This is a genomic window from Pseudomonas sp. LRF_L74 (genome assembly GCF_965644255.1).
Classification (GTDB): Bacteria; Pseudomonadota; Gammaproteobacteria; order Pseudomonadales; family Pseudomonadaceae; genus Aquipseudomonas.
Genome location: NZ_CBFFRH010000006.1, coordinates 161,256 through 177,268, shown reverse-complemented (window position 1 = coordinate 177,268; position 16,013 = coordinate 161,256). Strand labels below are relative to the sequence as shown.

The window sequence follows — 16,013 nt, the reverse complement described above, 5'->3', positions numbered from 1 at the left end:
CAGTCATGCAGTCGTCGCCTCGCTCGTCCTTCGTGACGCAAGCCGGCTTTCAAACACGCAACCACTTGTGCTCCTGCTGGGCACGGCAGCCAGCGAAAAGCTCAACGGCAGCGCTGCCGACGAGTACGTGCTCGGCCTGGAAGGCAACGACAAGCTTTACGGCAATGCTGGCAACGACCTGCTGGAAGGTGGCGCGGGGCGCGATACGCTCACGGGCGGCGAAGGCGCGGATACGTTCCGTTTCAGTTCCCGGCTGGACAGCTACCGCACCAGCACGACCGCCTACACCGACAACATCACCGACTTCGACGGCAGCCAGGACTGCATCGACCTGACCGGCCTCGCCTTCACAGGCCTGGGCAACGGCTACAACGGCACGCTCAAGGTCAGCTACAACGGCACCAGCGACCGCACCTACCTGAAGTCCTATGAAGCCGACGCCGATGGCAATCGTTTCGAACTGAGCCTGCTGGGCAATCAGGTGGACAGCCTCAATGCCGGCACGATCATCTTCAATCGTGTCTCCGGCACCGATGGCAACGACGCGATCAATGGCGGCGAGGGCAATGATCTGCTGCTGGGCAACGCCGGCAACGACAAGCTCAACGGCAGCGGTGGCGACGACACCCTGGTTGGCGGGGCTGGCAAGGACACCCTGAACGGCGGCGCCGGCAGCGATGTGTTCCGCTTCGACGACCTGCTCGACAGCTACCGCAACTACGGCGAGGCCAATATCGCCGCGGCCGATACCATCCAGGACTTCACCGTCGGCGTCGACAAGATCGACCTCTCGGCCCTGGGCATCGTCGGCCTCGGCAACGGCTACGACCATACCGTCTACATGACCCTCAACGACTCGGGCACCAAGACCTCGCTGAAGTCGCGCGAGCCGGACGCCGACGGCAATACCCTGGAAATATCCCTGACGGGCAACTTCATCGGCAGCCTGAGCGAAGCGGACTTCATCTTCGCCGAGGCCTCGCCGCAGAACACCCTGTTCGTGCCGACGCTCGGCCAGTCCAATGCGCGCATGCTGCGCATGAAGATGGACGACGAGCAATCCGGCGTCACCGAGATGGTCAAGGATCTGGCGCGCTACACCGACTTCGACAAGGTCGAGAGCCTGTTCTTCGATGCCAACGGCAACCCGGTGGACATCGCGGTTGGCGGTAGCACCGTGACGGGCCGCTCAACGGCATCCGAGGCCGAGAAAGCCAAGGCCTGGTGGTACAGCGATACCGACGCGCCTGGCCAGGCCTTGCTCAACGCGGTGGCCAACCTGAGCAGCCAGCTCGCCTCGCTGCAAGCCAAGGGCGACGTGACCATGGCCATCGTCTGGGGCCAGGGCGAAGACGACGCCATGACCTACGCCCTGGCCGAGGACAAGCAGGCGGCCATCGAGTTGTACAAGGCCAACACCCTCAAGGTCTTCGATTACCTGAAGGCCCAGCTCGGCCTGCCCGAACTCAACGTCTACGTGATGCTCACCGGCAACTACCAGGCCGAAGCCGCCGACCTGCGCGGCTACAGCGCCCAGGAAATCGCCGACATTGTCGCCGGCACCCAGGCCATCCGCCAGGCTCAGCTGGAAATCGCCGCCAGCCGCGACGACGTGAAGATCGCCGTCGACTACAGCGACCTGCCGATGCGCTATGACGTCGACCCGCTGCTCTACTACTACTACGACGTGTGGCACATGCCCGGCGACGCGGGCGAGATCATCGGCCAGCGCCTGGCCGACTTCATCGCCAGCGACCTCGGCTATCCGAGCGACCCCTGCGACAATGGCGACCCGGATGCGATCTCGCGCTACCCGGTCAATCACATCGCCGGCAGCGAGCAGGACGACGTGCTGGTCGGCACCGCCGCCGGCGACCTGATCGACGGCGGCGGCGGCAACGACTACATGGAGGGCGGCGAGGGCGGCGACGTGTACATCGTCGACAGTGCGGGAGACGTGATCGTCGAGAACGCTGCCAATGTCGTCGACGTCTATGACATGGTCATCGCCTCGGTGGACTGGAGTCTCGGCGCCAACCTGGAGAACCTGTCCCTGGCCGGCGAGGCACGCAACGGCACCGGCAACAACCTGCGCAACATCATCGGCGGCAACGACCACGACAACCTGCTCGACGGCGGCGCCGGCGTGGATGCGCTGATCGGCGGCAAGGGCAACGACAGCTACATCGTCGACGACGCCGAGGACGAGGTCGTCGAAGGCAGCGACGCCGGCCATGACCAGGTGTTCAGCTACGCCGCCGCCTACACCCTGTCGGCCAACGTCGAGGACCTCTACCTGCTGGCGCCCCACAACGCCAATGGCACCGGCAATGCCCTGGACAACGTGATCTACGCCAACGCGTACGACAACGCAGTCAACGGCGGTGCCGGCAACGACACCCTCTCCTACCAGTTCGCCGAAGCCGGCGTGACGGTACGCATGACCACGTCCCAGGCCCAGGCAACCGGCGGCTCCGGCTACGACAGCCTGCGCAACCTGGAGAACCTGATCGGCAGCGATTACGACGACAACCTGGCGGGCAACGCAGTCGCCAATATCCTCAAGGGCGGTGCCGGCAACGACGTGCTCAACGGCCGCGAGGGCGACGACGTACTCGACGGCGGTGCCGGCAGCGACAGCCTGACCGGCGGCAGCGGAGCCGACCGTTTCGTATTCGGCAAGCTGGAAGACATGGGCCTTGGCGATCTGGCCGACCTCATCCGCGATTTCAACGCGGCCGAAGGCGACCGCATCGACCTCTCCGCCCTCGACGCCAACCCGCTGACCGAAGCGCGCGACGCCTTCAGCTTCATCGGCAACGAGTCATTCAGCCCGTGCGACGCCACCGGTCAACTGCGCTTCGCCGATGGCGTGCTGTACGGCAGCAGCAACGCCGACAGCGCCGCGGAGTTCATGATCCGCTTGTATGGAGTGAATCAACTTTCGCAGAACGACGTGATGGTTTAGCCATCGCCGGTGGGTATCGCTGCGCTCAGGTACGCGATACCCATCACGCGTCAAGACGACAACGCCGCGAACCCCGCGCGAATCCGCTCTTCCGGCAGGTTGTCGCCGATGAACACCAGCACGCTTTCCCGTGTCTCGTCGTCGCGCCATTCGGCATCCCAGTCAAAACCGTAGAGGCGCAGCACACCCTGGAACACCAGGCGCCGGTTCTCGCCGGCGACGTTGAGCACGCCCTTGTAGCGCAGCAGCGCATTGCCGTGCTCCTCCAGCAGGCTTTCCATGAAGGCACTGAGCCGGTCGATATCCAGCGGCGCATCGCTGCGCAGCACCAGGCTGGCAATGCGGTCGCTGTTCTTGCTGGTCACGACCGGGCGCAAGGTCAGCGCCGGGCCGATATCGGCATCCAGTTCGAAACCATGCACATCGAGCAGTTCGGCCAGGTCGATGCGACCATGCTCGACGAGACGGACCGGCGCGCGGCGGTTGATGCGCTGCAAGCGCTGGGTCAATGCCTCGACCTGCTCGGGCGTGCCCAGGTCGGTCTTGCTCAGCAGGATGCGGTCGGCGAAACCGACCTGGGCCTGGGCGATGCTTTCCTGCAAGTGGCGCTCGGCATTCACCGCGTCGACCAGGGTGATGATGCCGTCGAGCATGTAGCGCTGGGCCAGTTCCTCGGTGGCGAAGAAGGTCTGCGCCACCGGCGCGGGATCGGCCAGGCCAGTGCACTCGATCACCAGCCGCTCGAAGTCCAGCTCGCCGCTGTCGAGCCTCTCCAGCAGCAGGAACAGCGCCTTCTCCAGCTCGACGTGGATCGAGCAGCAGACGCAGCCATTGGCCAGGGTCATGACCTCGACCGGCTGGCTGCCGAGCAACTGGCCATCGATGGGCGTTTCGCTGAATTCGTTTTCGATCACCGCCAGCTTCAGGCCATGCTCGGCCAGCAACATGTGGCGCAGCAGGGTGGTCTTGCCGGCACCGAGAAAGCCGGTGAGGACGGTGACGGGAATGGGGCGTTGAGACATTCGCGTTTTCCTTATCGGAGGGACGAAGCGCAGGCAGCACTTCGCTCCCCCCTGAAAATGAACACGCCACGGCAAGCGTGGCGTGTGGAGGTTACCTGAGGATTAGCAACAGCGGATCGGCCGTCCCTTGCCGCCCCCATAGCGAGCATCCTGGCGTTCGCGAAAGAACGCCTCGTAGCTCATCACCGGTTTGTCCGGATGCGTGTTGCGCATGTGTTCGACGTAGTTGTCGTAATCGGGCATGCCGACCAGCATCTTGGCGGCCTGCCCGAGGTATTTGCCCATGCGGCTCAAGTCATTGAACATCGCGTGCGCCTCAGTTGTTCGGGATCGACCGGAACGGCGACTCCTTGTCGCTGCGCTCCGGCTTGACCCACGCCTGGCGGCCGATCTTCAGGGCGAAGAGCAGCACGCTCAGCACCACGAACAGGAACAGCACGGTCAGGGTGGCATTGGTGTAGGCGTTGAAGATCACGTGCTGCATCTGGCCGATGTCCTTGGCCGGCGCCAGGACCTGGCCGGCGTTCAGTGCATCGCTGTACTTCCTGGCCAGGGCCAGGAAGCCAACGGCCGGGTTCGGATCGAGCAGCTTGATCAGGCCAGCGCTGGTGGTGCAGATCAGCAGCCAGGAGGCCGGGATCAAGGTGACCCAGACGTAGCGCTGACGCTTCATCTTGATCAGCACCACGCTGCCCAGCATCAGGGCGATGCCGGCGAGCATCTGGTTGGAGATACCGAACAGCGGCCACAGGGTGTTGATGCCGCCCAGCGGATCGACCACGCCCTGGTACAGCAACCAGCCCCACAGCCCGACGCAGCCGGCGGTGGCAACGATGTTGGCGCCCCAGGACTCGGTTTTCCTCAGGGCCGGCACGAAGTTGCCCAGCAGGTCCTGCAGCATGAAGCGCCCGGCACGGGTGCCGGCGTCCACCGCGGTGAGGATGAACAGCGCCTCGAACAGGATCGCGAAGTGGTACCAGAACGCCATGGTGTTCTCGCCCGGCAGCACGTTGTGCAGGATCTGCGCGATACCGACGGCCAGGGTCGGCGCACCGCCGGCACGGGCCAGGATGGTGTGCTCGCCGATGTCATGGGCCGTCTGCTGGAGCAGTTCGGGCGTGACCACGAAGCCCCAGTTGCTGACGGCCGCCGCCACGGCATTGACGTCACCGCCAACCACGGCGGCCGGGCTGTTCATCGCAAAGTACACGCCCGGCTCGATCACCGACGCGGCGACCATGGCCATGATGGCGACGAACGACTCCATCAGCATGCCGCCGTAGCCGATGTAGCGGGCATGGGATTCGTTGGCCAGCAGCTTGGGCGTGGTGCCCGAGCTGATCAGCGCGTGGAAGCCCGACACCGCGCCGCAGGCGATGGTGATGAACAGGAAGGGGAACAGCGTGCCTTTCCACACCGGGCCGGTGCCGTCGGTGAACTGGGTCAGCGCCGGCATCTTCAGCTCCGGCATGGTGACCAGGATGCCGATGGCCAGGGCGATGATGGTGCCGATCTTGAGGAAGGTCGACAGGTAGTCGCGCGGCGCCAGGATCAGCCACACCGGCAGCACGGCGGCGACGAAACCATAGCCGATCAGCATCCAGGTGATCTGCACGCCGGTGAAGGTGAAGGCCGGGCCCCACACCGGGTCGCCGGCAACCACGCCGCCGAGCCAGATGGAGGTGAGCAGCAGCACCACGCCGATGATCGAGATTTCGCCGATGCGCCCCGGACGGATGAAGCGCATGTACACGCCCATGAAGATCGCGATGGGCAGCGTGGCGATCACCGTGAACATGCCCCATGGGCTCTCGGCCAGGGCCTTGACCACGATCAGCGCCAGCACCGCGAGGATGATGATCATGATCAGGAAGCAGCCGAACAGGGCGATGGTGCCGGGGATGCGGCCCATTTCCTCGCGCACCATGTCGCCGAGGGAGCGACCGTTGCGACGGGTGGACATGAACAGGACCATGAAGTCCTGCACCGCGCCGGCCAGTACCACCCCGGCGATCAGCCACAGGGTGCCGGGCAGGTAGCCCATCTGTGCGGCGAGCACCGGGCCGACCAGCGGGCCGGCGCCGGCGATGGCGGCGAAGTGGTGACCGAAGAGGATGTGCTTGTTGGTCGGGACGTAGTCCAGGCCATCGTTGTTGAGTACGGCAGGGGTGGCGCGAGCGGGGTCCAGTTGCATCACCTTGGTGGCGATGAACAGGCTGTAGTAGCGGTAGGCGACGAGATAGATCGCCACGGCAGCGACGACTATCCACAAGGCATTGATGGACTCACCACGATTCAGCGCCACAGTACCCAGCGCACAAGCGCCCAGTACGGCAACGGCGAACCAGGCGACATGGCTGGCCATTCTGGTCATTGGATTCTCCTGCCACGCGCGATGGCTGTGGCGATACTTGTTATTGTTCGAGCCCGACCCGAGACCACGAGAACGCGCGACGACGGTCCGGCAGAGCCGGTCAACTATCCCTGTCCGAGCTGGGCGAAGACATTCGCAGAACTACCGGCAGCCACTACGTAGAACTACGCAGAAAAACATCCAGTTCCCCCTTGGTTACCGTCGAAGGTCCGATAACCTTCGCCAGCAAGCTTAGTCGCAGATTGAGACCTTTTGGGGCTCGTTTGGATGACGGCTTCGAGGCAGGAGCGGACGTTCGTGCGATGACCGTTATTGCTCGGTGTATTTAGCCGTCACTCCCGCGAAGGCGGGAGCCCAAAAAAGCGCTTCTGGATTCCCGCCTGCGCGGGAATGACGGTGAACGTAAGCGTCCGCAATTGCCTCAAAGCGGCCTTGCCCGAAACCTGAAACAAAGCGCCAACAGCCCCCAGAGAACCCTCATGCAACTCAAACACAAGATCGTCGCCCTCAGCGTACTGCCCCTGCTTCTGGCGGTCGCCGTGGTCTGCCTGCTGGTGCTGGTGCAGAACCAGCGCCTGGGCGAGCAGCAGGCGCAACTGATCGAGCGCAGCATCCTCGCCAGCAAGCAGGCCGAGCTCAAGCACTACGTGGAAATGGCCCTGAGCACCATCGAGCCGCTCTACGGCAGCGGGCGCGACGACGAGGAAACCAAGCGCCAGGTACTCGCCCTGCTGGCGCGAATCAACTTCGGTGCCGATGGCTACTTCTTCGTCTACGACAGCAACGGCAAGAGCCTGATGCATCCGCGCCAGGGCGACCTGGTCGGCAAGGACCTGTGGAACATGACCGACGCCCATGGCCTGCTGGTGATCCAGGCGCTGGTCAAGAGCGCCCGGGACGGCGGCGGTTTTCAGCGCTACGGCTGGCAGAAACCCTCCACCGGCCAGCCCTCGGAGAAACTGGCCTACGTGACCATGCTCGAACGCTGGGACTGGATGCTCGGCACCGGCATCTACCTGGAGGACGTCGATCATGCGATCGCCCAGGTGCGCCACGACGTGGGCAACGGCATCCGCACCACCATGCTGGCCATCGCCGCCGTCGCGCTGATCGCCGTGCTGCTGGTATTCGCCAGCGGTCTGACCCTCAACGTCAGCGAGCAGCGCCTGGCCGACCGCAAGCTGCAACAACTGACCCAGCGCATCGTCACCTCCCAGGAAGAAGAGCGCTCGCGCCTGTCCCGCGAGCTGCACGACGGCATCAGCCAGTTGCTGGTGTCGATCAAGTTCAAGTTCGAACTGGCGGCCCATGAACTGGCGGCCGGCAAGGCCAGCGCTGGCGAGACATTACGCCAAGGCATCGAACGCCTGGCCGGTGCCATCGGCGAAGTACGGCGCATCTCCCATGACCTGCACCCCTCGCTGCTCGACACCCTCGGCCTGGCATCGGCGATCGGCCAACTGGCCAGCGAATTCGAGCAACGCAGCGGCCTGCGGGTGAACTACGACAACCGCCTGGGCGACACGCGCCTGAGCGACGGCATGAACGTCGCACTGTTCCGCATCCTCCAGGAGGCGCTGACCAACATCGAACGCCACGCCCATGCCCGCCAGGTCGATATCGCCCTGGCCGGCAACGAGCACCGGGTGACCTTGCGCATCCGCGACGACGGCCAAGGCTTCAATCCACGCCAGGTCGAGCAACACAGCGGCGGCATCGGCCTGCGCAACATTCGCGAACGGGTCGAGCATTTCGGCGGCACCTTCAGCATTGTTTCCACGGCTTCCGGCACCGAACTCGACGTGGCCCTGTTACTCTCTGCCGCCCCGCCCGTTGCCGAGGTGCAACTGCCATGACCCCGATTCGCATCGCCCTGGTCGATGACCATGCCCTGGTACGCGATGGCGTGCGCACGCTGCTGTCGATGGTCGAGCGCTTCGAGATCGTCGGCGAGGCCGGCAGCGGCAGCGAGGCCCTGGAACTGGTCGGACGTGAACAGCCGGACATCCTGCTGATGGACATCGGCCTCAAGGACATCAACGGCCTGGAGCTGACCGGCATCATCAAGAAGCGGCACCCGGCGATCAAAGTGCTGATCCTGAGCATGTACGACAACCAGGAATACGTCAGCAGCTCGCTGCGCATGGGCGCTTCGGGCTACGTGCTCAAGGAGGCGCCGTCAACGGAAATCATCTCGGCCATCGAGGTACTCGCCGTCGGCGGGCGCTTCTACTCCGGCGACATCGCGCAGAAGCTCGGCGGCGGTGGCGGCGACGAGCAGGAGCTGACCCCGCGCGAGCGCCAGGTCCTGCTGATGATGGCCCAGGGCCTGAACAACAAGGCCATGGCGCGGGAGTTGCAGATCAGCGTGCGTACCGTGGAAACCCACCGCCTGAGCATCCGCCGCAAGCTGGACATCGAAAAGCCCGCCGACCTGGTCAAGCATGCGATGGACTATGGCTGGGCGCCGCAGGCCTAACAGGCCGTTGAACGAGTACCGTAGAGACCCGCCCAGCATCTCCACGCGCGTTCGACGTTGCTACTTGCACCCCGCCTCCAGAGGCTTGTAGCTTAGCGCCCCACCATGCGCACCCTTGCCTTTTTCTGCCTCTTCCTGCTCCTGGCCGGCTGTCCTGCGGACGCGCCGCCGACGCCGCTCGACCAGCAGGTTTACATCTGGCAACGCCAGTGGCAGCCGGCCCATGCCCAGGTGCTGGCGCAGACCCGCGGCGATTTCTCGACCCTGCGCGTGCTGGCCTTGCAGGCCCATCCCAAGGCGGGATGGGCGCGGGCTTATGCGGACCTGCGACTGCTCGCCGAGGACCGTCGCCCGGTGATCGCCGTGGTGCGCCTGGATGGCCAGTTGCCGCGATTGGACCAGGGCGAAATCATCCGCCAGATCACCGATCTGCTGCGCGACTGGCAGGCGGCTGGAATCGACTTGAGAGGCGTGGAGATCGACCACGATTGCGCCACCGCACGCCTGCCCGCGTATGCCGAAATGTTGCAGTCACTGCGCCCTGCGCTGCCGGCCGGCTTGCCGTTGAGCATCACCGCACTGCCGACCTGGCTGGACAGTGGCAGGCTGGATGACCTGCTGCGCCAGGTCGACGGTTCGGTATTGCAGGTCCACGCGGTGAACGATCCGCGCGATGGCCTGTTCGACCCGCAGCAAGCGCTGCGCTGGGCCGAACGCTATGCCGAGCGCAGCGAGCGCCCATTCCTGCTGGCGCTGCCCGCCTATGGCGTGGCCTTGATCGACTCATCGACCCTGGTCGAGAGCGAGGCGCCGCTGAATGCCAGCGGCACCCGCCGTGAGCTGATGGCCGATCCGCAGCAGGTCGCCGATCTGCTGGCCGCCTTACGCGGACGGCATCCACCCAACCTGAGCGGCATCATCTGGTTTCGCCTGCCCCTGCCCGGCGATCGTCGGGCCTGGCCGTTGTCGACCTTGCAGGCCGTGATCCATGGCGAACCGCTGCAAGCGGCCCTGGACGTCGAGGCCAGCCAGCCCGGCCCGCTGCACGAACTGGCCCTGTTCAACCCTGGCAATCGTGACGCCGAGCTGCCCAGACGCATCACCCTGGCCCATAGTGACTGCGAGGCGGCAGACGCCCTCCCCGGCTACCGTCTGGAACGCACGCCCACAGGGCCGGCCTTCATCCGCAAGGAGCCCGCTCGCCTGGCCGCCGGGCAACGACACGCACTCGGTTGGGCGCGCTGTACAACGTTCGATCAAGGAGCGATTCATGTCTCACCCTGAGTGGCAACGCCACCTGTTCGCGCTCGGCCTCGGCATGCTGCTGCCGTTGGCCTCGGCCATGGCCTGCGGCCCGGACTTCCCCTACCGCCTGCTGGAGGATCGGGAGAACGCGCTGGCCCAACTGCCCGAAGGCAGTTTCAGCAATGAGGTCCGCCTGTTCGGCAACCCCGTCGCCGGCCTGGGCCAGGCCAGCGATGCGACCCTGACGCAATACTGGGGTAACGCCGAGCGTCTGCCGGTGCAGCGTGACGAGATAGAAAAAGCCCAGTTGAGCGACGGTCGCTATGAGCGCGTCCAGCATCTGCGCAGCCTCGCCGATGCCCATCAGGCTGAGCGGGAAGGCGCCGACCTGTCGGCCGAGCTGCGCCTGTACACGGCCGGCGCCGTGGCGTTCGCCCAGGGCGACGCGAGCCTGGCCGCCGAGTATTTCAACCGCGTTCTCGCCCTGCCCGGGGCAGAACGCCAGTTGCGCAGCACCTGGGCGGCCTATTCCCTTGGCCGCAGCCTGGCGCGGATCGCAGTCGGCGCAACCGACCCAGTACTCGGCGACGAACAGCGCCAGCACGACTATCGGGAGCAGGCCCGTCGTGCCTTCGAACAGACCCGCGAACTGACCGTCGCCGGCTTCGACGACCCGCTCGAACTGGCCATCGCCAGCCTTGGCGAACAGGCACGCCTGGACCTGGCCGAGAGGAACTGGAGCCAGGCGATCCAGCTTTACGCCAGCCAGTCTATCCATCGCTCGGAGACCGGCACCAGCTCGTTGCAGGAAGTCAGCGCCAGCCTCTCCGCCCTGAGCGATGAAGAACTGCTGCCGCTGTTGCGCCAGCCAGCTGTTCGCCAACTCCTGACGGCCAGCCTGTTGGCCAACCTGGGCAACCAGGCGCTGTCGGCATCACGTCTGCTGGCGCTGATCCAGCGCGCCGGCATCGAACGCCTCGACGATGCCGACCGCCTCGCCGCCCTGGCCTATCGCCAAGGCGACTACGTCGCCACCCAGCGTTTTCTCGAGCATGCCGACGACAGCGGCCTGGGCTGGTGGCTGAAGGCCAAGATGGCCTTGCGCGCGGGCGACAAGGCCGCCGCCAGCCTGGCCTATGCCCAGGCCGCCAAGCGCTTCCCCGATGAAGAAAGCTGGGGCTTGCGACGCAGCGGAGACTGGCTCTATGAGTCGGTCAAGCCGAAGTGCCGGATCGAAGGCGAATCCGCCATCCTGGCCATGGAGCGCGGCGACTACCTGGAAGCCTTCGACCAGCTCTATCGCAGTGGCGAACTGTACTGGCAGGACGCCGCCGCGGTCGCCGAGCGGGTACTCGCCAGCGACGAATTGAAAGGCTACGTGGACAGCCATGTGCCCAGCGTGCCGAGCGTCAAAGCCGGCGAACGGGTGGACTCCTGGAGCCGGCAGCCGGCCATGGAGCTGCGTGAGCTGCTGGCTCGCCGCCTGATGCGCGATGGCCGTTATAGCGAAGCGATTCCCTACTTCGCCCACCTGGACCTGCAGGAAGCCGCACGCCATTACCAGAATGCCTTGCAGGAGGCCAATAGCGCCTGGACCGACATCGGCCGCGCCGAGGGCTACTTCCAGGCCGCGCGTATCGCTCGCCGCCATGGCATGGAGCTGCTCGGCTACGAGCTGGGCCCGGACAACCGCGTCTACGACGGCAACTTCGGCAATGACGAGGCGTCAGGCAGCCTGCCGATCAAAGCCGCGGCCCTGCTCAGCGCCGACGAGGCGCAGCGCTGGAACGCCACGACCGCCAAGCCCTACCGGCGCTATCACTACCGCTGGATCGCCGCCGACCTGGCCAGTCGCGCCGCCGACCTGGTGCCGGAGCGCAGCCAGGCCTTCGCCACCACCCTGTGCGCGGCGACCGACTGGATGATCAATGTCGATCCGGAAAAGGCGCAGGGCTACTTCCAGCGCTATATCGATCACGGCGCCTTGCGCCGGCCACTCGACACAGCCTTCGTGTTCGGCGTCGGCGCCTGCGAGGAACCGGATTTCGACCGTGCCCGCGACCGCTTGTGGGTCGAGCGTGGCCAGGCGATACGTGATGCAGTTCGCAGCAATCGCTACGCCCTGGGCGTTGGCCTGCTCGCCGCGGTCGCCGCCGCCATCTACTGGCGGCGGCGCCGGGCAGGCTTGGCTATAGTGGACAAAACCGCAGAGGACAACCGCCATGAGTGACAACAACGAGCGTCGGCGCTTTCAGCGCATCGCCTTCGACGCCGCCACCGAGCTTGCCCAGGGCGAATGCCATTGGCCGGTGGAGCTGCATGATCTTTCCCTGAGGGGACTGCTGGTCGAACGCCCGGTCGACTGGAACGGCCACGCCGACCAGCCATTCACCGCGACCATCACCCTCACCCCGGAGACCCGCCTGCAGATGGAGGTGGAACTGGCCCGCGTCGACGACGGCCTGCTCGGCTTCGTCTGCCGTCACATCGATCTCGACTCGATCAGCCATCTGCGTCGGCTGGTCGAACTCAACCTCGGCAACGAAGACCTGCTGGAGCGCGAGCTGGCGGCGCTGGGTAGGACGGAGTAGGTTTTCTGCCAGGATGCAGGATGGGGCGGACCGCTTGGTTCCACCCTTCCTGCCAAAAGCGTTCACTTGCGAGCCAGTACGGCAGACCCTAGGCCTTCACTTCCCCCAGCACGCCGCATCGGCTTCCTGGCGACGGGCACGACGTGCCTTGGTCCGCTGCGATTCAAGATGGATGACCGAACGCCCATCGCGGGCACGCTTGGGTGGCTCGGCATCGAAGGTGAAAGCCTTGGCGAAGATATCGAAGAACAGGAACATGAGGGAGTCTCCTCTATGGACACGCCCTCATCCTGCGACCGCTCCAGCACGGCAAACTTGATCTCGATCAATCGTCGCAAAACCGCTCCAGCGGCAGAACGCCGCAGTCACTCGAACAAGGCATCCAGTGCCTGTTCCAGACGGGTCACAGCGATGATCTGCAGGCCGGCCGGGGCTTCCTTGGGCGCATTGCCCCTGGGCACGATGGCGCGTTTGAAGCCATGCTTGGCCGCCTCCTTGAGGCGCTCCTGGCCACTGGGCACCGGGCGAATTTCGCCAGAAAGGCCGATCTCACCAAATACCAGCAGGTCATGCGCCAAGGGTTTGTTGCGCAAGCTGGAAATCACTGCCGCCATCAAGGCCAGGTCGGACGCGGTTTCCAGCACCTTGACCCCGCCGACCACGTTGAGGAACACGTCCTGGTCGTAGGTCGGGATGCCGCCATGGCGGTGCAGCACCGCGAGCAGCATGGCCAATCGGTTCTGGTCCAGGCCAAGGGTGACACGGCGCGGGTTGGCCATGTGGCTGGTGTCGACCAGCGCCTGCACCTCGACCAGCATCGGCCGGGTGCCTTCCCAGGTGGCCATGACCACGCTGCCGGGCACCGACTCCTGGGCGCGGGTGAGGAAGATCGCCGAGGGGTTGGTGACCTCCTTGAGTCCCTTGTCGGTCATGCCGAACACGCCCAGCTCGTTGACCGCGCCGAAGCGGTTCTTCACCGCCCGCAGCAAACGCAGGCGGCCATCCGGGTCGCCCTCGAAATACAGCACGGTATCGACCATGTGCTCCAGTACGCGAGGCCCGGCCAGCGCGCCTTCCTTGGTGACATGGCCGACGAGAAAGACCGCCGTGCCGCTCTGCTTGGCAAAGCGCACCAGCAGCGCCGCGCTCTCGCGCACCTGGGCAACGCCACCAGGGGCCGATTGCAGTTGCTCGGTGAAGATGGTCTGGATCGAGTCGATGACCATCACCTTGGGTTTTTCCTGGCGCGCGGTGGCGATGATCGACTCGATGCAGGTCTCGGTCATCACCTTGAGCCTGTCCTGGGGCAGTTCCAGGCGGCGGGCGCGCATCGCCACCTGCTGTTGCGACTCTTCGCCGGTGACGTACAGCGCCGGCAGGCGCTGGGCGATGTTGCACAGGGTCTGCAGGAGGATGGTCGACTTGCCGATGCCCGGGTCGCCACCGATCAGCACCACCGACCCCTCCACCAGGCCGCCGCCGAGCACGCGGTCGAGTTCGCCGGAAACGGTGGAGAATCGCGGCACCTCTTCGACGCTGACCTCGGCCAGGGTCTTGACCTGCGCCTGCTGTCCGGCCCAGCCGCCGCGACCGCTGGGCGTCGCCGAACCGGCTTCGAGCTGGGTTTCGGTCAGGGTGTTCCAGGCGCCGCACTCGCCGCACTGCCCGGCCCACTTGGGAAAGGTCGCGCCACATTCGGTGCAGCCATACATGCGCTTGGCTTTGGCCATGGAAATCGTCCTGCCTGATGAGCGAAGGCGGCAAGGATAGCGAAATACTGTATGGATTTACAGACAGCCCTCGTGCCGGGGTGTTGATATCCGGCTACAACCCGCGTCAATATTGGGCTGTAGTTAGTTAGCAAACTACTTTCGGTATGCCCTGTGCGGGATGATAATGGCCATCCGGCTGTCGAGGTGTCTGCCATGTTGATCGAACTCGTTCCTACCTGTGCAGAGCAGTCACCACTGATCCGCAACCTCTACCAGTTCTATGCCTACGAGTCTTCGGACTGGGAACAGGAAGACGTCGACCTGGACGGTCGCTTCTATATCCACGATCCGCATCTGCAGCGCTACTGGCAGGAGCCGGACTGGAGCGCGCAGTTGATCCTGGTCGACGGATTCATCGCTGGCTTCCTGCTCATCGAGCGCAACCAAGAGCCCAGTGTCGACGCCCTGGAGTTCGCCGACCTGTTCGTCCTGCGCAAATACCGGCGCAAGGGGATCGGCAGTGCGATCCTGCGCCAGGTGATCACGGGCGGCGGTCGCTGGCTGGTCAGCTTCTACGAACAGGACCCACTGGCCAGCGCCTTCTGCCGGCGAGTCCTGGAAGACTTGCCACTGGCGCTGTCCAAGCTGGCCGACTCGGCAGACGAGCCCGGACTGCAGCGTTACCTGCTGGTGCCACAGCCGTAGCTAGTGCGCTGTCATTTGCCCGCGCAGTTTCTGCCACAGTTGCAGCAACCGCCTTCAGCCTTGCGTGTCTGCCGCGCCAGGTCCTCGCGCAGGCCGGAGCGTTGCAGTTTGAGTGCCGACAGGGGCATGTCGTCCGGACGCTCGATACCGATCTCGATACGCTCGATGCGCCGGTCGATATCGTCGTATTGCTCGGCCAGGGCCGCGTAGCCCGTGCTGGTGCGGCGCAGTTGCGGCTTGTGGTCGGGTTCGGCTTGAGAGAAGTAGTCGATGTGCATGGTCGCATTCCCATTCGCTGAAATTTCGACCACTCTAGTTGCGCACCTCGCCTTGTCCGTTGATCCTGATCAAGGATGGCACCATCGCCCTCGGCGGCCCGCCAGCTACGCAGGCCGCCTCGCCCAGGTTTCCAGGCACAGTTGACCGGAACCGTCCCCCAGCGGCAAAGTCACCACTTTCAGTCTCTACAGACCTATCAAGGAGCATCAATGAGCATCATCAGCGAGTTCAAAGCCTTCGCCGTCAAAGGCAACGTGGTCGACATGGCAGTGGGGATCATCATCGGCGCCGCGTTCGGCAAGATCGTGTCGTCCTTCGTCGGCGATGTGGTCATGCCGCCACTGGGCCTGCTGATCGGCGGCGTGGACTTCTCCGACCTGGCCATCGTGCTCAAGGAAGCCCAGGGCGACACACCCGCCGTTCTTCTCGCGTACGGCAAATTCATCCAGAGCATCTTCGACTTCCTGATCATCGCCTTCGCCATCTTCATGGGCGTGAAAGTGATCAACAAGGTTCGCAACCAGGCCGAACCGGCCGGCCCGACCAAGGACCAGGCGCTGCTCGCCGAGATTCGCGACTTGCTCAAAACGCAACAGGACAAGAATCCTTAAGCCGATTCAAGAGCACTGGAACGCTGG

Annotated in this window: 14 protein-coding genes; 8 read left to right on the top strand and 6 right to left on the bottom strand. The window is 64.9% G+C overall.

The genetic code is table 11. The features are described 5' to 3' along the window. Positions 1–67 precede the first annotated feature (67 nt). Positions 68–2,968 carry a calcium-binding protein gene (locus ACSZPK_RS16645; protein WP_437882588.1) on the top strand — a complete coding sequence of 967 codons (2,901 nt, stop codon included), beginning with the start codon at positions 68–70 and terminating at the stop codon, positions 2,966–2,968. Between the two features lie 50 nt (positions 2,969–3,018). Here the strand turns inward: ACSZPK_RS16645 and yjiA are convergent, their stop codons facing one another. The 3 genes from yjiA to ACSZPK_RS16630 form a co-directional block, all read right to left on the bottom strand. Next, on the bottom strand, positions 3,019–3,990 hold the full coding sequence (yjiA, locus tag ACSZPK_RS16640) for a GTPase (RefSeq protein WP_437882587.1): 972 nt from the start codon (positions 3,988–3,990) through the stop codon (positions 3,019–3,021). 102 nt (positions 3,991–4,092) lie between these two features. After that, on the bottom strand, positions 4,093–4,296 hold the full coding sequence (locus tag ACSZPK_RS16635) for a YbdD/YjiX family protein (RefSeq protein WP_437882586.1): 204 nt from the start codon (positions 4,294–4,296) through the stop codon (positions 4,093–4,095). 10 nt (positions 4,297–4,306) lie between these two features. Continuing rightward, positions 4,307–6,364 carry a carbon starvation CstA family protein gene (locus ACSZPK_RS16630; RefSeq protein WP_437882585.1) on the bottom strand — a complete coding sequence of 686 codons (2,058 nt, stop codon included), beginning with the start codon at positions 6,362–6,364 and terminating at the stop codon, positions 4,307–4,309. 479 nt (positions 6,365–6,843) lie between these two features. On the opposite strand from ACSZPK_RS16630, the gene ACSZPK_RS16625 reads away from it, so the two are divergent. The 5 genes from ACSZPK_RS16625 to ACSZPK_RS16605 all read left to right on the top strand — a co-directional run bounded on the left by ACSZPK_RS16625 (position 6,844) and on the right by ACSZPK_RS16605 (position 12,679). Continuing rightward, entirely contained in the window at positions 6,844–8,220 is a 1,377-nt protein-coding gene (locus ACSZPK_RS16625) for a cache domain-containing protein (RefSeq protein ID WP_437882584.1), read from the top strand. Next, the gene (locus tag ACSZPK_RS16620) at positions 8,217–8,843 is read left to right on the top strand and encodes a response regulator (protein ID WP_437882583.1); all 627 of its coding nucleotides are present in this window, start codon (positions 8,217–8,219) and stop codon (positions 8,841–8,843) included. Before ACSZPK_RS16625 ends, ACSZPK_RS16620 begins: the two co-directional genes overlap by 4 nt. A gap of 105 nt (positions 8,844–8,948) precedes the next feature. Next, positions 8,949–10,127 carry a DUF3142 domain-containing protein gene (locus ACSZPK_RS16615; protein ID WP_437882582.1) on the top strand — a complete coding sequence of 393 codons (1,179 nt, stop codon included), beginning with the start codon at positions 8,949–8,951 and terminating at the stop codon, positions 10,125–10,127. Next, positions 10,114–12,318: a hypothetical protein gene (locus ACSZPK_RS16610; protein WP_437882581.1), complete on the top strand. Its 2,205-nt coding sequence runs from the start codon at positions 10,114–10,116 to the stop codon at positions 12,316–12,318. Before ACSZPK_RS16615 ends, ACSZPK_RS16610 begins: the two co-directional genes overlap by 14 nt. Beyond that, positions 12,311–12,679: a PilZ domain-containing protein gene (locus ACSZPK_RS16605; protein ID WP_437882580.1), complete on the top strand. Its 369-nt coding sequence runs from the start codon at positions 12,311–12,313 to the stop codon at positions 12,677–12,679. Before ACSZPK_RS16610 ends, ACSZPK_RS16605 begins: the two co-directional genes overlap by 8 nt. Positions 12,680–12,775: 96 nt before the next feature. Here ACSZPK_RS16605 and ACSZPK_RS16600 read toward each other — a convergent pair whose 3' ends face one another. Both ACSZPK_RS16600 and radA read right to left on the bottom strand, forming a co-directional pair. Beyond that, a complete protein-coding gene (locus ACSZPK_RS16600; RefSeq protein WP_437882579.1) occupies positions 12,776–12,937 on the bottom strand; it encodes a hypothetical protein in 162 nt (53 codons plus the stop codon). A 107-nt stretch (positions 12,938–13,044) separates the two neighbouring features. Further along, positions 13,045–14,409: a DNA repair protein RadA gene (radA, locus tag ACSZPK_RS16595; protein WP_437882578.1), complete on the bottom strand. Its 1,365-nt coding sequence runs from the start codon at positions 14,407–14,409 to the stop codon at positions 13,045–13,047. A gap of 195 nt (positions 14,410–14,604) precedes the next feature. Between radA and ACSZPK_RS16590 the strand changes: the two genes are divergently transcribed. Then, positions 14,605–15,096, top strand: coding sequence for a GNAT family N-acetyltransferase (locus ACSZPK_RS16590; RefSeq protein WP_437882577.1), 492 nt, complete (start codon positions 14,605–14,607; stop codon positions 15,094–15,096). An 11-nt stretch (positions 15,097–15,107) separates the two neighbouring features. Here the strand turns inward: ACSZPK_RS16590 and ACSZPK_RS16585 are convergent, their stop codons facing one another. After that, on the bottom strand, positions 15,108–15,374 hold the full coding sequence (locus tag ACSZPK_RS16585; RefSeq protein WP_437882576.1) for a DUF465 domain-containing protein: 267 nt from the start codon (positions 15,372–15,374) through the stop codon (positions 15,108–15,110). Positions 15,375–15,584: 210 nt separating this feature from the next. Here ACSZPK_RS16585 and mscL point away from each other — a divergent pair, with 210 nt between their 5' ends. Beyond that, on the top strand, positions 15,585–15,986 hold the full coding sequence (mscL, locus tag ACSZPK_RS16580; protein WP_437882575.1) for a large-conductance mechanosensitive channel protein MscL: 402 nt from the start codon (positions 15,585–15,587) through the stop codon (positions 15,984–15,986). Positions 15,987–16,013 lie beyond the last annotated feature (27 nt).

What these genes read in the sequence shown, in the direction of transcription:
- ACSZPK_RS16585 (WP_437882576.1), bottom strand. Translation starts at nt 15,374, where the DNA reads ATGCACATCGACTACTTCTCTCAAGCCGAACCCGACCACAAGCCGCAA.
- ACSZPK_RS16610 (WP_437882581.1), top strand. Translation starts at nt 10,114, where the DNA reads ATGTCTCACCCTGAGTGGCAACGCCACCTGTTCGCGCTCGGCCTCGGC.
- mscL (WP_437882575.1), top strand. Translation starts at nt 15,585, where the DNA reads ATGAGCATCATCAGCGAGTTCAAAGCCTTCGCCGTCAAAGGCAACGTG.
- ACSZPK_RS16625 (WP_437882584.1), top strand. Translation starts at nt 6,844, where the DNA reads ATGCAACTCAAACACAAGATCGTCGCCCTCAGCGTACTGCCCCTGCTT.
- ACSZPK_RS16590 (WP_437882577.1), top strand. Translation starts at nt 14,605, where the DNA reads ATGTTGATCGAACTCGTTCCTACCTGTGCAGAGCAGTCACCACTGATC.
- ACSZPK_RS16635 (WP_437882586.1), bottom strand. Translation starts at nt 4,296, where the DNA reads ATGTTCAATGACTTGAGCCGCATGGGCAAATACCTCGGGCAGGCCGCC.
- ACSZPK_RS16600 (WP_437882579.1), bottom strand. Translation starts at nt 12,937, where the DNA reads ATGTTCCTGTTCTTCGATATCTTCGCCAAGGCTTTCACCTTCGATGCC.
- radA (WP_437882578.1), bottom strand. Translation starts at nt 14,409, where the DNA reads ATGGCCAAAGCCAAGCGCATGTATGGCTGCACCGAATGTGGCGCGACC.
- ACSZPK_RS16630 (WP_437882585.1), bottom strand. Translation starts at nt 6,364, where the DNA reads ATGACCAGAATGGCCAGCCATGTCGCCTGGTTCGCCGTTGCCGTACTG.
- ACSZPK_RS16615 (WP_437882582.1), top strand. Translation starts at nt 8,949, where the DNA reads ATGCGCACCCTTGCCTTTTTCTGCCTCTTCCTGCTCCTGGCCGGCTGT.
- ACSZPK_RS16605 (WP_437882580.1), top strand. Translation starts at nt 12,311, where the DNA reads ATGAGTGACAACAACGAGCGTCGGCGCTTTCAGCGCATCGCCTTCGAC.
- ACSZPK_RS16620 (WP_437882583.1), top strand. Translation starts at nt 8,217, where the DNA reads ATGACCCCGATTCGCATCGCCCTGGTCGATGACCATGCCCTGGTACGC.
- yjiA (WP_437882587.1), bottom strand. Translation starts at nt 3,990, where the DNA reads ATGTCTCAACGCCCCATTCCCGTCACCGTCCTCACCGGCTTTCTCGGT.